Raw genomic sequence first — 13684 nt, 5'->3', positions numbered from 1 at the left:
TAATCCTGCAGCTGACTGTCATACGCCATCACAAAAATAAATGATCTGGATCAAGGCAGGGATGGCCGGTTTGCGGCACCTCTCGCGCATTGCAATCCTGTAACCCGGAATTCCCCCCCAATGTCCATCACAGTTGCCGTCAGCTCCCCGAGCACCAATCCGGGGGCCGCCAATCCGAATCGTCGCGGCCTCTCGGTGCTCGTGCGCATCATGGCGATCATCCTGGTCGCGATTGTCAGCCTGGTGATCCAGCTCGGCACCGATCTGTACCAGTTGCGTCACAACTTGCTGGATGACCGCGCCACCAAGACCCGCGAACTGGTCGAGGTGGCCCACGGCGTGGTGCAGCATTTTGCCGCCGAAGCCGAGAAGGGCGCGATGAGCAGGGAGACGGCCCAGCAGGCCGCGCTGACCATGCTGCAGGGCCTGCGCTATAGCGGGCGGGAATATTTCTGGGTCAACGACCAGAAGCCCGTGCTGCTGATGCACCCCTTCGCCAAGGATCTGGTCGGCAAGGATGTGGGGTCATACGCCGATCCCGATGGCAAGAAGATCTTCGTCGAATTTGCCCGTATCGCCCGCGAGAAGGGTGAAGGCGAGTTTGACTACCGCTGGCCCAAGCCGGGCAGCAGCGAGCCGGTGGAAAAGGTTTCCTACGTGAAGGGCTTTGCGCCCTGGGGCTGGGTGATCGGCAGCGGCATCTATCTTGACGATGTCGATGCGCAGATGCGCGAGGAAATCCGCAATACCGGCATTGCCGTCACCATCAACGGCCTGATCCTGGTGCTGTTCGGCTGGATGCTGGCGCGTGCCGTCGCCCGGCCTCTGCATGCCCTGACCGAGGCGATCGACCGCCTGGCGCAACGCGACTGGAAAACGGTGGTGCCGCATACCGGCCGTGGTGACGAGATCGGCGCGATTGCCCGTGCCGTCGGCGTCTTCAAGACCAACGGCATGGAAAATGACCGGCTGCAGCGCGAAGCCGAGGAAACCCGGCGCCAGGCCGACGAACAGCGCCAAGCCCGCGAGGCGCGGGAACAGGCGGCGGCGCGCGAGATCGCCGCCTTGTGCGAGGAAATCGCTCATGGCCGGCTCGACACACGCCTCGGCGAGGCGGACAAGGAAGGCTTCCTGCTGGAAGTGACCCAGCGGCTGAACAAACTCACTGCCACGCTGCACAGCGTGACCGGCGAACTGGCGACCGTGATCCACGGCATGGCCGAAGGCGATGTGAGCCGCAGCGTAAACGGCGAATATGACGGCGTCTTCGCCGACCTGAAGGCCAGTGCCAACAGCATGGCCGACACGTTGCGCGGCTTCGCCGAGAACCTGGCGGCCTCGGTGCACACGCTGCGTCAGGCCGCATCCGAAATCTCGTCGGGTTCGGAAGATCTGGCGCATCGCACCGAAAGCCAGGCCGCCACGCTGGAGCAGACCGCCGCCGCCATGCATCAGGTGACGGCGACGGTGAAGCAGAATGCGGATAATGCTCAGGCCGCCGACCGGCTGTCGGGCGAGGCGCGCGGCACCGCCCATCGCGGCGGCGAAGTCGTGGGCAATGCGGTATCGGCGATGAACAGCATCGAGCAGAGCGCGCAGAAGATTGGCGATATCGTCGGCCTGATCGACGAGATCGCCTTCCAGACCAACCTGCTCGCCCTGAATGCCTCGGTAGAAGCCGCCCGCGCCGGCGATGCCGGCAAGGGTTTCGCCGTGGTGGCGCAGGAAGTGCGCGCCCTGGCCCAGCGCTCGGCCAACGCGTCGAAGGACATCAAGGCGCTGATCCAGGAATCGAATGCCCAGGTGAAAACCGGCGCGGAACTGGTGCATCAGGCCGGCGCGTCGCTCACCGAGATCGTCGGTGCGGTCGACAAGGTGACCAGCATCGTCGGCGAGATCGCCACCGCTTCGGCCGAACAGGCGCGTGGGCTGGACGAGGTGAATATCGCAGTCGGCAACATGGACGAGATGACACAGCGCAACGCGGCCCTGGTGGAAGAAACCCATGCTTCGGCCCAGGCGCTGGCCAACATGGCGCAGAGCCTGTCGGAGGCGGTGAGTTTCTTCAAGCTGGGCGAGGCCCATGAGGAGCATCGCAGGGCGCGCCGCGAGGAAGCCGGCGCCAACGATATCGTCACCTGGAAAGGCCAGGTGCTGCCGCTGCGCAACTGGTCGCGCATCGGCCTGTTCTTCGGTCCGGCCGAAAAGACGCCCGCCATGGGCGAGACGGTGGAATTGCGTGTGCGGGTCGATGCCGTCGAAGGCCGCATCGAATTCCCCTGCCATGCCACGGTGGCGCGTGTGGACAAGGGATTCGTGGCGGTGCGCTATACCTGCGACGACGCGCGCGTGACCCAGGCGATCAAGGCGCATTTCGAAGGCAAGTGATACGATCGTCGGGCGCCGGCATGATGCAGGTCAAATCCGGCGCCGGACCGGCTCTTGGGCGCGGCGTTTTGCCGCCGTCAGCGGGCTTGCTGTCGCAAACGCCTCGCAATAGCGTTTGATCGCCCCGTCTGACCATCGAGGAGAGCCGCCGCCATGCTGCCGGTTGCCGTCGAATCCTTTTTCATCGTGCTGCGCGAGGGACTGGAAGCCCTGTTGGTGATCGCCGCGCTGGCCGCCTTCCTGCAACGCGCCGGCGAAGGCCATCGCCGCATCGCCCTGCTCTGGGGCGGCGCTGCCGCGCTGGTGGCGAGTCTGGTCGCCGCCTGGATCTTCTACGAATTCTTCGGTGGTGCGCATGACGATCTGACCGAGGCCATCGTGATGTCGGTGGCGGCCGTGCTGCTGCTCTATGTCAGCGGCTGGTTATGGCTGCGGCAGAATCCGGAAAGCTGGAAACGCCGGCTGCAGGCGCAGACCAGCCGGGCGTTGCAGGCCGATGGACCCTGGCTGCTGGCCGGCATTGCCTTTCTCGCCGTATTCCGCGAGGGCGCCGAGACAATCCTGTTCCTGCATGCCGCGATGGCCAATGCCGAGGCCGGCGCCGAAAGTGGCATGCAGGGCATGTTGCTGGGCCTGGGCGTTGCCGCGCTGGCGCTGGCGCTGATCTATCTGGCGATGACGAGGCTGGCCCTGCGCCTGCCGCTGCGTCCGGTCTTCGCCGTCACCTCCGCGTTGCTGTTCCTGTTTGGCCTGCGCTTCATCGGCGGCGCGCTGCTGGAATTCCAGGAGATCGGCTGGCTGCCCTATGACGATATGGGCCTGCCGGGCTGGGCGGTACAGGCGGGCTTCAATCCCACCATCCAGGCCATTGGCCTGCAGACCGCGCTGCTGCTCGGTGCCGCGTTGTTCGCACTGTTGCAGGGGCGGCAGCGCCGCGCGGCGGCATAACCGGAAAACAAAAAAGGCCGGGCAGCAGCGATGCCGTCCGGCCTTTGTTTTTAAGTGTCGTCTGCAGTTCAGCCGAGGATCGACTGCAGCTTCATCGCCACGCCCATGTTGCCCTTCACCTTCAGCTTGCCCATCATGAAAGCGGTGGTGGGATCGAGGTCGCCGCTGCTCAGCGCGACGAAATTGTCCATCGAGATGGTGATGGTGCAATCGGCCTCGGCATCCTCGTTGCTTACAGTGCCGGCATTGCCGTCTACGAAGATCTGGCCGTCATCGCCGAAATCGAATTTCACCGTGGCGTCGATTGCGCCCGGCTTCACGCGCTGGCTCATCTGCTGGGTGATCTGGTCGAGCGACATGTGGCCTCCCTGGCTCGTGTGAATCGCTGAGAAAAGATGCAGGCTTCCGCAAGGGCATCGACATCTGCGAATTGACGCAACGTCAACAGCCACGCGGCTTTGGCGGCACCCTATATTGACGTTTACGTAAGCGTCAAGTAGCGTCGCTGCAACGCATAAAAACAGCATGCAGTCTTGTTTGACTGGTGTCAGGGAGTGAAACGGATGGCGGCGGGTTCAGGTCCGTATCGATCGGTATTCCGTGATGGCCTGTTCGCCAGTCAGGTGATTGTTGTCACCGGCGGCGGTTCGGGCATTGGCCGCTGCACGGCGCATGAACTCAGCCGCCTTGGCGCGACACTCGCGCTGATCGGTCGCAAGCTCGACAAGTTGCAAACCGTGGCCAACGAATTGCGCGGCGATAATCCCGGCTGCGATGTCGATATCTTCTCCTGCGATATCCGCGAGGAGGAGAAAGTCGCCGAGACGGTGACGGCGATCCGCAAACGCTTCGGCCGTATCGATGGCCTGGTCAACAATGCCGGCGGGCAGTTTCCGGCGCCGCTCAGCCAGATCAGCCAGAAAGGCTGGGATGCCGTGGTGCGCAACAACCTCACCGGCGGCTTCCTGATGGCGCGGGAATGCTACACCCAGTGGATGGCCGATCATGGCGGCGCCATCGTCAACATCGTGGCCGACATGTGGAACGGCATGCCCAATATGGGCCATTCGGGCGCGGCGCGTGCCGGCATGGTGAACTTCACCGAGACAGCGGCTTGCGAATGGGGCGTCTCGGGCGTGCGGGTGAATGCCGTGGCGCCGGGCTGGATCGCGTCCTCCGGCATGGACACCTACCCCGACTGGATGAAGCCGCTGATCCGTGGCATGCGCGACCATGTGCCGCTGCAGCGCCTGGGCACCGAGGCGGAAGTCTCGGCCGCCATCGTCTATCTGCTGTCGCCGGCCGCCAGCTTCATCTCGGGCACGACCCTGCGCGTGGATGGCGGCGTGCCCAATGCGCGGCGGCATTATCCGCTGCCCAAACATGACAGGTCGCAGGCTTTCGACGGCTTCCACCGCTCGGTGATGCCCAAAGTGCTGCAGGAGAAATAATCCGATGGCGGTGCTGCGCTCGCAGGTCGACACAGGCTCGGAAGCATTCCGGCAGAACCGCGCCGACATGTTGGCGCTGATCGAGGGGTTCCGCGCACTGGAACAGCGTGTGCGCGATACCTCCGATGCCCGCAAGCCAGTCTTCGAGAAACGCGGCCAGCTCACGCCGCGCGACCGGCTGGCCCATGTGCTGGACCGTGGCGCGCCTTTCCTCGAAATCTCGACGCTCGCCGGCTACAAGATGCATGACGACGATGGCGCCGAGAACATCATGGGCGGCGGTTTCATCGCCGGCATCGGCTGTATCGCTGGCATCCGCTGCATGGTCACGGCCTCCGATTCCGGCATCAAGGGCGGCACCATCGCGCCGATGGGCCTGCGCAAGAGCCTGCGCGCGCAGGAGATCGCCGTGCAGAACAAGCTGCCGGTGGTGAACCTGGTGGAATCCGGTGGTGCCAACCTGAACTATCAGGCCGAGATTTTCGTCGATGGCGGGCGCGGCTTTGCCAACCAGGCCCGCCTTTCGGCCGCCGGCATCCCGCAGATCACCGTGGTGCACGGCTCGTCCACGGCAGGCGGTGCCTATGTGCCGGGCATGAGCGACTATGTGGTGGTGGTGAAGGGCAGGGCGAAGATTTTCCTGGCCGGACCGCCGCTGCTGAAATCCGCTACCGGCGAGATTGCCACCGACGAGGAACTGGGCGGCGCCGAACTCCACACCACCGTCTCCGGCGTCGCGGAATTCCTGGCCGAGGACGATGCCGACGGCCTGCGCATCGCCCGCGAGATCATGGCGCGCCTGCCCTGGAACGAGCGAGGGCCGCAGCTTCGCAAAAAGGCCTGGACCGCGCCGCTTTATGACCCTGATGAACTGTGCGGCGTGGTGCCGGTGGATTACCGCAAGCCCTATGACGTGCGCGAGGTGGTGGCGCGCCTGGTGGATGGCAGCGAGGCGGTGGATTTCAAGCCGCTGTATGGCCTGCACACCGTCTGCCTGCAGGCTGCCATCGAGGGCGAGGCGGTGGGCATCATCGGCAATAACGGTCCCATCGATACCGAAGGCGCCGTGAAGGCGGCGCAGTTCATCCAGCTCTGCGATCAGGCTGACATGCCCATCGTGTTTTTGCAGAACACCACCGGCTACATGGTGGGCAAGGAGGCGGAACGCGGTGGCATCGTCAAGCATGGCTCGAAAATGATCCAGGCCGTGACCAATGCGCGCGTGCCCAAGCTGACCCTGCATATCGGCGCCAGCTTCGGTGCCGGCAATTACGGCATGTGCGGCCGCGCCTATGATCCGCGCTTCATCTTCGCCTGGCCGAACAATCGCATCGCCGTGATGGGGCCGGAACAGGCCGCCGGCGTGCTGGCCATCGTGGCGGAGGAAAAATTCCGCCGCATGGGCGCCGAGGTCGATGCTGCGGTGATCGAGGGCATGAAGGCCAAAGTGGTGAAGAAGATGGAGGCCGAAAGCACGGCGCTATTCGCCACGGCGCGGCTGTGGGACGACGGCCTGATCGATCCGCGCGACAGCCGCCGCGTGCTGGGAATGTGTCTGAGCGTCTGCCGTGAAGGCGATGCGCGGGTGACCAAGCCGAACGCCTTCGGCATCGCCCGCATGTAACAGAACAAAAAGAAACACCGAGGAGCGCAGAGAATGGACTTCACGCCGGAACACAAGAGCATCCACGACAACATGAAGAAGTTCATTGAGGCGGAGATCAATCCGCATGTCGATGAATGGGAGAAGGCCGGCATCTTCCCCGCCCACGAGCTGTTCAAGAAGATGGGCAACATGGGTTTCCTGGGCATCAACAAGCCGGCGGAATACGGCGGCCTGGGCCTCGATTATTCCTATCACATGGTGATGACCGAGGCGCTGGGCTACATCAATTGCGGCGGCGTGCCGATGGCCATCGGCCTGCAGACCGACATGGCGACGCCGGCGCTGGCGCGCTTCGGTTCGGACGAACTGCGCAAGGAATTTCTCGTCCCCAGCATCAGCGGCGATTACGTCGCCTGCCTGGGCGTGTCCGAGGTCGGCGCGGGTTCCGACGTGGCCGGCATCAAGACCACGGCGAAAAAGGACGGCGACGATTACGTCATCAACGGCGGCAAGATGTGGACCACCAGCGGGACCCAGGCCGACTGGATGTGCCTGCTGGCCAATACCGGCGAAGGCCCGGTGCACCAGAACAAGTCGCTGATCTGCGTGCCGATGAAGACCAAGGGCGTACAGGTGGCGCGCAAGCTCGACAAGATGGGCATGCATTCCTCCGACACGGCGCAGATTTATCTGGATGATGTGCGGGTGCCGCGGCGCAACCTGATCGGCCAGGAAGGCCATGGTTTCATGTACCAGATGGTGCAGTTCCAGGAGGAGCGCCTCTGGGCTGCCGCCTCCAGCCTGATCGGCCTGGAGCGCATCATCGAGCAGACCATTGAATACACCCGCCAGCGCAAGACTTTCGGTCAGCCGATCCTGGATAACCAGGTGGTGCATTTCCGCCTGGCCGAACTGCAGACCGAGATCGAGTTGCTGCGTGCCCTGACCTATCGCGCCGCCGATCTGCTGGTGAAGGGCGAGGACGTGACGCGGCTGGCCTCGATGGCCAAGCTGAAATCCGGGCGGCTTGGCCGCATGGTCACCGATGCTTGCCTGCAGTATTACGGTGGCATGGGCTTCATGAACGAAACCCCGGTCAGCCGCGCCTATCGCGACACCCGCCTGGGCTCGATCGGCGGTGGCGCCGACGAGATCATGCTCGGCATCATCTGCAAATTCATGGGCATCCTGCCGGGCAAGAAGAAGTGAGCGGATCTCTACACGCGCACCCTCACCCCAACCCTCTCCCGCAAGCGGGAGAGGGAGGGCCCCGCCGCGAAGCGGTGGGAGGGTGAGGGTATGGCTGTGACGAAACCCTTCGACACCATCCTGATCGCCAATCGCGGCGAGATCGCCTGCCGGGTGATCCGTTCGGCCCGCGCGCTGGGCTTTTTCACCGTGACGGTCTATTCCGAGGCCGATGCCGGCGCGCCGCACACATTGCAGGCCGACCGTGCGATCTGCATCGGGCCGGCGGAAGCGAAACAGAGTTACCTCAGCATCGAGGCGATCCTGAACGCGGCCCGCGCCACGGGGGCCCAGAGCCGCGGCCTGGCTGTGCATCCGGGTTACGGCTTCCTGTCGGAGAACGAGGCCTTTGCCCAGGCCTGCGCCGATGCCGGGCTGGTTTTCATCGGGCCGCCGGCATCGGCGATTGCCGCCATGGGCAACAAGGCCGCGGCCAAGCGGCGCATGATCGAAGCCAAAGTGCCCTGCGTGCCGGGCTATCAGGGCCCAAGTACTGATTCTGGGCAGTCCGATGCCGTCCTGCTGCATGAAGCGGAAAAGATCGGCCTGCCGGTGATGGTGAAGGCGGCCGCCGGCGGCGGCGGGCGCGGCATGCGGCTGGTGCGCCAGCATGCCGAATTGCTGCCCGCCATCCAGTCGGCGCGTTCGGAAGCCGAGAACGCCTTCGGTTCGCCTGAACTGATCCTGGAAAAGGCCGTGGTGGATGGCCGTCATGTGGAGATACAGGTCTTTGCCGACACGCATGGCAATGTGATCCACTTAAGCGAACGCGATTGCAGTGTGCAGCGCCGGCACCAGAAGGTGATCGAGGAAGCGCCCTCGCCGGCGGTGAACGCCGATTTGCGTGCCAAGATGGGTGCGGCGGCCGTGGCGGCGGCCAGGGCGATTGGCTATGTCGGCGCCGGAACGGTGGAATTCCTGTTGGATGGCAACGGCCACGACTTTTATTTCCTGGAGATGAACACCCGCCTGCAGGTAGAGCATCCGGTGACCGAGCTGATCACCGGCCTCGATCTGGTGGCGCTGCAGATCCGCGTGGCAGCGGGTGACAGGCTGCCGCTGTCGCAGGACGACGTGCAGCTCTCCGGCCATGCCATCGAGGTGCGGCTCTATGCCGAGGCGCCGCACAAGGGCTTCCTGCCGCAGAGCGGTGACCTCGTGCTGTGGCGGCCGCCGACAGGTGAGGGGCTGCGCGTCGATCACGGCCTGCATGAGTCCGGCCAGGTGATTTCGCCCTTCTACGATCCGATGATCGCGAAAATCATCGCGCATGGCGCCACCCGCGAAGAGGCACGACGCCGACTGGTCGTCGCGCTGGAACGCTGCGTGGCGCTTGGGATCGAGACCAACCGCGGCTTCCTGGTCGATCTGCTGCGACATGACGACTTCGCCGCCGGCCGCGCCACCACGCGCTTCATCCCGCAGCATTTTGAAACGCCAGCCGCGCCGGTCGCCGATGATACGCTGCTCAACATTGCCGCCCTGCTGTGGTTCGAGCGCGCGGCTGCTGCCTGCGGCCATGATCCGGCGGCCAGCTGGTCGTCCACCGGCCGGCTGGGCTCGCCGGTGCTGCTGCAGTATGGCGAAACGAAGACAAAGCGGCTCGTTGCACCATCGGGTGGCAATCGCTATCGCGTGCAGGATCAGGAGATTGCGATTTTGCGCCGCGACGGCTGCCGGCTGCGCCTGCAGGTGGATGGGCAGGGGCGCGATATTGTCTTCGCCTTCGCCAGCGATACGCTGCATCTGGCGCTGGGCGTGCGGGACTTTGCCTGCCGCGACATCACCTACCAGCCACCCGCCGAGGCCGAGGGCGCGGCCGAACGTGAACTGCGCGCGCCGATGAACGGCAAGATCGTCGCTGTGCTGGCTGCCGAGGGCGAGCGGGTCAGCAAAGGCCAGCGCCTGGTGATCATGGAAGCCATGAAGATGCAGCACGAAATGGTGGCCCGCGTGGATGCCGTGGTCGAGAAGCTGCCAGTGAAGGTTGGCGACCAGGTGGCGACGCGGCAATTGCTGGCCGCGCTGAATCCGGCGGCGGAATGACATGACCGAGGCGCTGCCGGCACAGGTCCGACCGATCACCCAGGAAGATGCGGATTCCTATCGCGACTGCCTGGACCGCGTGGCGCGCGAGCGGCTTTATATCGCTTTCACCGAGGCACCCTCGGCGGCCGAAGCGCGTTTCTATGTGAAGGCGATGCTGCAACGCGACCTGCCCTTTGTGGTGTCGGTCGATGCGCAGGACAAGGTGGTGGGCTGGTGCAACATCCATGTCGCGCCGAACAACCCGCTGCGGCCGGGGTTTCAGCATGTCGGCACGCTGGGCATGGGCCTGGACGAGCCCTATCGCGGCAAGGGCCTGGGCACCCGGATGATGCAGGCCTGTTTCGACTGGGCCGGCCGCATCGGGCTGGAACGCATCGATCTGCAGGTCTATGCCAGCAACACGGGCGCCATCGCGCTGTATCGCAAGTTCGGTTTCGTCACCGAGGGCACACGCATCCGCGCCCGCAAGCTGGACAACCATTACGACGACATTGTGCTGATGGCGCGGCTGCGACCGCCCCAAGGATGAGCCCATGCTGACCAGATCGCCGTACTACACGCCCGACCACGAGGCTTTCCGCGATCAGGTGCGCCGTTTCGTGGCGAAAGAAATCGCGCCCTTCGCCGATCAATGGGACGAGGCCGGCGAGTTTCCGCGCGAACTGTATAAAAAGGCGGCCGGGATCGGCCTGCTGGGGCTTAACTTCCCGGAGGCCTATGGCGGCATCGCGGCCGACCGTTTCTATGCCATCATTGCCGGCCAGGAGTTGGCCCGTGCTGGTTCGGGCGGCGTGGCGGCCTCGCTGATGAGCCACACCATCGGCTCGCCGCCGATCGCCAAACTGGGTTCCGATGCCTTGAAGGACAAGGTGCTGCGTCCCGTGCTGGCCGGCGAGAAGATATCGGCGCTGGCCATCACCGAACCGGGCGGCGGTTCGGATGTCGCCAACCTGAAGACAGTGGCGAAGCGGGACGGCGATCATTACGTGGTGCGCGGCGAGAAGACGTTTATCACATCCGGCATGCGCGCCGATTTCTACACCGTGGCAGTGCGCACCGGCGGACCGGGCATGGGCGGCGTCTCGCTTTTGCTGATCGAGCGTGATACGCCCGGCTTCACCCGCACGCCGCTGAAGAAGATGGGCTGGTGGGCCTCCGATACCGCGACGCTGCATTTCGACGATTGCCGTGTGCCGGCCGCCAACCTGATTGGCGCGGAAAACCAGGGCTTCATGGGCATCATGCTCAACTTCAATGACGAGCGGCTGGGTCTGGCGGCATCTTCCATCGCCTTCGCCCGCACGGCCTATGAGGAAGCCCTCGATTACGCGAAGCTGCGCGAAACCTTCGGCAAGCCGATCATCAAGCACCAGGTGATCCGTCACAAGCTGGTCGACATGGCCCAGCGCATCGAGGCCAGCCAGGCCATGCTGGAGCGCATCGCCTGGGCGCTGGACCAGGGCGAGCATCCGATTCCCGAATTGTGCATGCTGAAGAACCAGGCGACCCAGACCATGGCCTTCTGCGCCACGGAAGCAGTGCAGATCCTGGGCGGCGCCGGCTTCATGCGGGGCTGCAAGTCCGAGCGCATCTACCGAGAGGTGAAGGTGAACGCCATCGGCGGCGGCACGGAGGAGATCATGAAGGATCTGGCGAGCCGCCAGATGGGGTGGTAGGCCGGCGTTCCGGATTGTCGCCCGACAATTCAAGGCTGGCCCTGACCGCGCGGACGGCCTAGAAAATGGGCAGTCGTTTCGCCGCATATCAGGTCCACTTCATGCAGATGTCAGACATTCCCTTCGGCACCACCGACTGGTCTTCGGTCGAGCCGACGCAGCACAAGGGCGAGACGGGCGGCGCCACCTGGCGCACCCGCAATTTCGGGCCCATCCGCGTGCGCCGCGTGGACTACACGCCGCACTACCTGGCCGACCATTGGTGTGTGAAGGGCCACATCCTGTTTGTGCTGGAGGGCGAGTTGGTGACCGAACTGGAAGACGGCCGCGTCTTCACGCTGAAAGCCGGGCAGTCCTACCAGGTGGCCGACAATGCCGAGCCGCACCGCTCGCGCACGGGTGCGGCCGGTGCCAAGCTGTTCATCGTCGACTGACGCGCGCGTGACTGCGGCATGACCAAGGCCAGCGTGATCGAATCGCCCTATGCCTGGGCGCGCCTTGCCGCCGCCGTGGCCCTGAGCACCATCGGCGGCGTCGCCATGTGGTCGATCGTCGTGGCCCTGCCCGCCGTGCAGGCGGAATTTGGCATCACGCGCGGCTCGGCGTCGCTGCCTTACACCTTGACCATGGTCGGCTTCATGACCGGCACGGTGCTGATGGGCCGGCTGGCCGACCGTTTCGGCATCATGGTGCCCATGCTGATGGGCATTGTGATGCTCAGCATTGGCTACGTGGCCACGTCCTTTGCCGGTGGCATCGTCAGTTTCGCCATTCTTTACGGCCTGCTGGTGGGCCTGCTGGGGGGTTCGGCGATGTTCGCGCCTTTGCTGGCCGATACCTCGCTGTGGTTCGACCGGCGGCGCGGCCTTGCCATCGGCCTGTGCGCCAGCGGCAATTATTTTGCCGGCACATTGTGGCCGCCGGTGATCGAGCATTTCATCGCCGAGATCGGCTGGCGCGAGACGCATATCTGGATCGGCGTCTTCTGCCTGATCACCATGCTGCCGCTGGCGCTGGCGCTGCGTCGCCGGCCACCGGTCCAGGCCGCGCCGGCCGAGGCGGTGAACGGCGCGGCGGCCTTTGGCACGCGGCCGCTGGGCCTGCCGCCCAATCTGGTGCAGGCGTTGCTGGTGGTGGCGGGTGTGGCCTGCTGCGTCGCCATGTCGATGCCGCAGGTGCATATCGTCGCGTATTGCGTCGATCTGGGTTATGGGCCGGCGCGCGGCGCCGAGATGCTGTCGCTGATGCTGGGTTTCGGCATCGTCAGTCGTTTGGCTTCGGGCTGGATTCTCGACCGCATCGGCGGGCTGGCGACCCTGCTGCTGGGCTCGACGCTGCAGGGCATCGCGCTGGCCTTTTATCTGCCCTTCGACGGGCTGGCGTCGCTTTATATCATCTCGGCCATGTTCGGCCTGGTGCAGGGCGGCATCGTGCCGAGTTATGCCTTCATCATCCGCGAGCTGTTTCCGGCCAGCCAGGCGGGCTTTCGCGTCAGCCTCACCATCTCGGCCACCATGGCCGGCATGGCTTTGGGCGGCTGGCTGTCGGGCGCGATCTTCGATCTGACGGGGTCATATCAGGCGGCGCTGATGAATGGCATCGCCTGGAACATCCTGAATGTGACGATTGCGTCGCTGCTGCTGCGCCGCATGCTGCGGCAAGACCGGATGAGTGCGGCGGCGGCCTGATCAGGCCACGGCGCTTTCCAGTTTCAGTTCGGGCATCGGCTCCAGCAGCCATTCGCGATGCCGCGCATTCTCGCCGGTGACAGCCGGGCGGATGACGTCGAAGAAATCAGGCCGGTCGAATGGATAGGTGGGGAAGGTCTGGCCGGCCAGCGCCATGGTGATCTCGCCATCCTGGGCCAATGGCAGATAGAGGCGGCAGGTTTTGGCGATGATGTTGTCGCCGATATAGAACAGGCCCTCGGCATAGATCGGCTTGGCGTGCGCGCGCATGCGGCGGTAGATATCCTGCAGCAGGTCGCGATAATACGGGCCGGAAACCTCGTCGAGATAACGTCCGGTGAAATCCTCGCCATATCGCTTGCCGATTTCGGTGCCGATCAGGCGATAACGGATGCGCGGCCCGGCGCCTTCCAGTTCCACCAGCAGCAGATGCGGCAGCAGCGCCCGCGGCATGTCGAGGGGATCGATATCCCGGCGTTCCGGCACGACGCGGCCATGACGGCGGCTCAGCCAGTAGTCATACAGGCGTTGCAACAGCGGGTCGGGCAGGACTGAAAGGGGGGCAGAGGTCATCAGTTCAGGCTTTAACACAACTGAACCGATCATAAGTTACGCGTCTGTTATTTTAGA

General features: G+C 64.6%; 12 protein-coding genes. 10 read left to right on the top strand and 2 right to left on the bottom strand.

What is annotated here, in order from left to right:
• Positions 1 to 120 precede the first annotated feature (120 nt).
• Positions 121 to 2388, top strand: coding sequence for a methyl-accepting chemotaxis protein (locus tag ACE3OO_RS07785; RefSeq protein WP_374301488.1), 2268 nt, complete (start codon positions 121 to 123; stop codon positions 2386 to 2388).
• A gap of 153 nt (positions 2389 to 2541) precedes the next feature.
• A complete protein-coding gene (locus ACE3OO_RS07780; protein ID WP_374301486.1) occupies positions 2542 to 3336 on the top strand; it encodes an FTR1 family protein in 795 nt (264 codons plus the stop codon).
• A gap of 68 nt (positions 3337 to 3404) precedes the next feature.
• Here ACE3OO_RS07780 and ACE3OO_RS07775 read toward each other — a convergent pair whose 3' ends face one another.
• Entirely contained in the window at positions 3405 to 3695 is a 291-nt protein-coding gene (locus ACE3OO_RS07775; protein WP_374301484.1) for an SCP2 sterol-binding domain-containing protein, read from the bottom strand.
• A gap of 204 nt (positions 3696 to 3899) precedes the next feature.
• Here ACE3OO_RS07775 and ACE3OO_RS07770 point away from each other — a divergent pair, with 204 nt between their 5' ends.
• From ACE3OO_RS07770 to ACE3OO_RS07735, 8 genes are all read left to right on the top strand, one after another.
• Positions 3900 to 4787 (top strand): SDR family oxidoreductase, encoded by an 888-nt coding sequence (locus ACE3OO_RS07770; protein WP_374301482.1) that lies wholly within the window; start codon positions 3900 to 3902, stop codon positions 4785 to 4787.
• Between the two features lie 4 nt (positions 4788 to 4791).
• Positions 4792 to 6411, top strand: a complete 1620-nt coding sequence (locus tag ACE3OO_RS07765) for an acyl-CoA carboxylase subunit beta (protein WP_374301480.1) — start codon at positions 4792 to 4794, stop codon at positions 6409 to 6411.
• A 33-nt stretch (positions 6412 to 6444) separates the two neighbouring features.
• Positions 6445 to 7602 (top strand): acyl-CoA dehydrogenase family protein, encoded by a 1158-nt coding sequence (locus tag ACE3OO_RS07760; protein WP_374301478.1) that lies wholly within the window; start codon positions 6445 to 6447, stop codon positions 7600 to 7602.
• Positions 7603 to 7692: 90 nt separating this feature from the next.
• Positions 7693 to 9687: a biotin carboxylase N-terminal domain-containing protein gene (locus ACE3OO_RS07755; protein ID WP_374301476.1), complete on the top strand. Its 1995-nt coding sequence runs from the start codon at positions 7693 to 7695 to the stop codon at positions 9685 to 9687.
• A gap of 1 nt (position 9688) precedes the next feature.
• Positions 9689 to 10219 (top strand): N-acetyltransferase family protein, encoded by a 531-nt coding sequence (locus ACE3OO_RS07750; protein WP_374301474.1) that lies wholly within the window; start codon positions 9689 to 9691, stop codon positions 10217 to 10219.
• 4 nt (positions 10220 to 10223) lie between these two features.
• Positions 10224 to 11366: an acyl-CoA dehydrogenase family protein gene (locus tag ACE3OO_RS07745; RefSeq protein WP_374301473.1), complete on the top strand. Its 1143-nt coding sequence runs from the start codon at positions 10224 to 10226 to the stop codon at positions 11364 to 11366.
• Between the two features lie 101 nt (positions 11367 to 11467).
• Positions 11468 to 11800, top strand: a complete 333-nt coding sequence (locus tag ACE3OO_RS07740) for a DHCW motif cupin fold protein (RefSeq protein WP_374301471.1) — start codon at positions 11468 to 11470, stop codon at positions 11798 to 11800.
• Between the two features lie 18 nt (positions 11801 to 11818).
• On the top strand, positions 11819 to 13054 hold the full coding sequence (locus ACE3OO_RS07735) for an MFS transporter (RefSeq protein WP_374301469.1): 1236 nt from the start codon (positions 11819 to 11821) through the stop codon (positions 13052 to 13054).
• On the opposite strand, the gene ACE3OO_RS07730 is transcribed toward ACE3OO_RS07735, so the two are convergent.
• The gene (locus tag ACE3OO_RS07730) at positions 13055 to 13627 is read right to left on the bottom strand and encodes a PAS domain-containing protein (protein ID WP_374301467.1); all 573 of its coding nucleotides are present in this window, start codon (positions 13625 to 13627) and stop codon (positions 13055 to 13057) included. It abuts the gene before it with no gap.
• Positions 13628 to 13684 lie beyond the last annotated feature (57 nt).

Origin of the sequence: Ferrovibrio sp. (genome assembly GCF_041906005.1) — a bacterium.
Lineage (GTDB): Bacteria > Pseudomonadota > Alphaproteobacteria > Ferrovibrionales > Ferrovibrionaceae > Ferrovibrio.
This window is presented reverse-complemented; position numbering and strand designations above follow the sequence as displayed.

Excerpts from the sequence above, each read along its gene's own strand:
- ACE3OO_RS07760 (WP_374301478.1), top strand. The coding sequence starts at position 6,445 with ATGGACTTCACGCCGGAACACAAGAGCATCCACGACAACATGAAGAAG.
- ACE3OO_RS07775 (WP_374301484.1), bottom strand. The coding sequence starts at position 3,695 with ATGTCGCTCGACCAGATCACCCAGCAGATGAGCCAGCGCGTGAAGCCG.
- ACE3OO_RS07755 (WP_374301476.1), top strand. The coding sequence starts at position 7,693 with ATGGCTGTGACGAAACCCTTCGACACCATCCTGATCGCCAATCGCGGC.
- ACE3OO_RS07740 (WP_374301471.1), top strand. The coding sequence starts at position 11,468 with ATGCAGATGTCAGACATTCCCTTCGGCACCACCGACTGGTCTTCGGTC.
- ACE3OO_RS07785 (WP_374301488.1), top strand. The coding sequence starts at position 121 with ATGTCCATCACAGTTGCCGTCAGCTCCCCGAGCACCAATCCGGGGGCC.
- ACE3OO_RS07730 (WP_374301467.1), bottom strand. The coding sequence starts at position 13,627 with ATGACCTCTGCCCCCCTTTCAGTCCTGCCCGACCCGCTGTTGCAACGC.
- ACE3OO_RS07745 (WP_374301473.1), top strand. The coding sequence starts at position 10,224 with ATGCTGACCAGATCGCCGTACTACACGCCCGACCACGAGGCTTTCCGC.
- ACE3OO_RS07780 (WP_374301486.1), top strand. The coding sequence starts at position 2,542 with ATGCTGCCGGTTGCCGTCGAATCCTTTTTCATCGTGCTGCGCGAGGGA.
- ACE3OO_RS07750 (WP_374301474.1), top strand. The coding sequence starts at position 9,689 with ATGACCGAGGCGCTGCCGGCACAGGTCCGACCGATCACCCAGGAAGAT.
- ACE3OO_RS07735 (WP_374301469.1), top strand. The coding sequence starts at position 11,819 with ATGACCAAGGCCAGCGTGATCGAATCGCCCTATGCCTGGGCGCGCCTT.
- ACE3OO_RS07770 (WP_374301482.1), top strand. The coding sequence starts at position 3,900 with ATGGCGGCGGGTTCAGGTCCGTATCGATCGGTATTCCGTGATGGCCTG.
- ACE3OO_RS07765 (WP_374301480.1), top strand. The coding sequence starts at position 4,792 with ATGGCGGTGCTGCGCTCGCAGGTCGACACAGGCTCGGAAGCATTCCGG.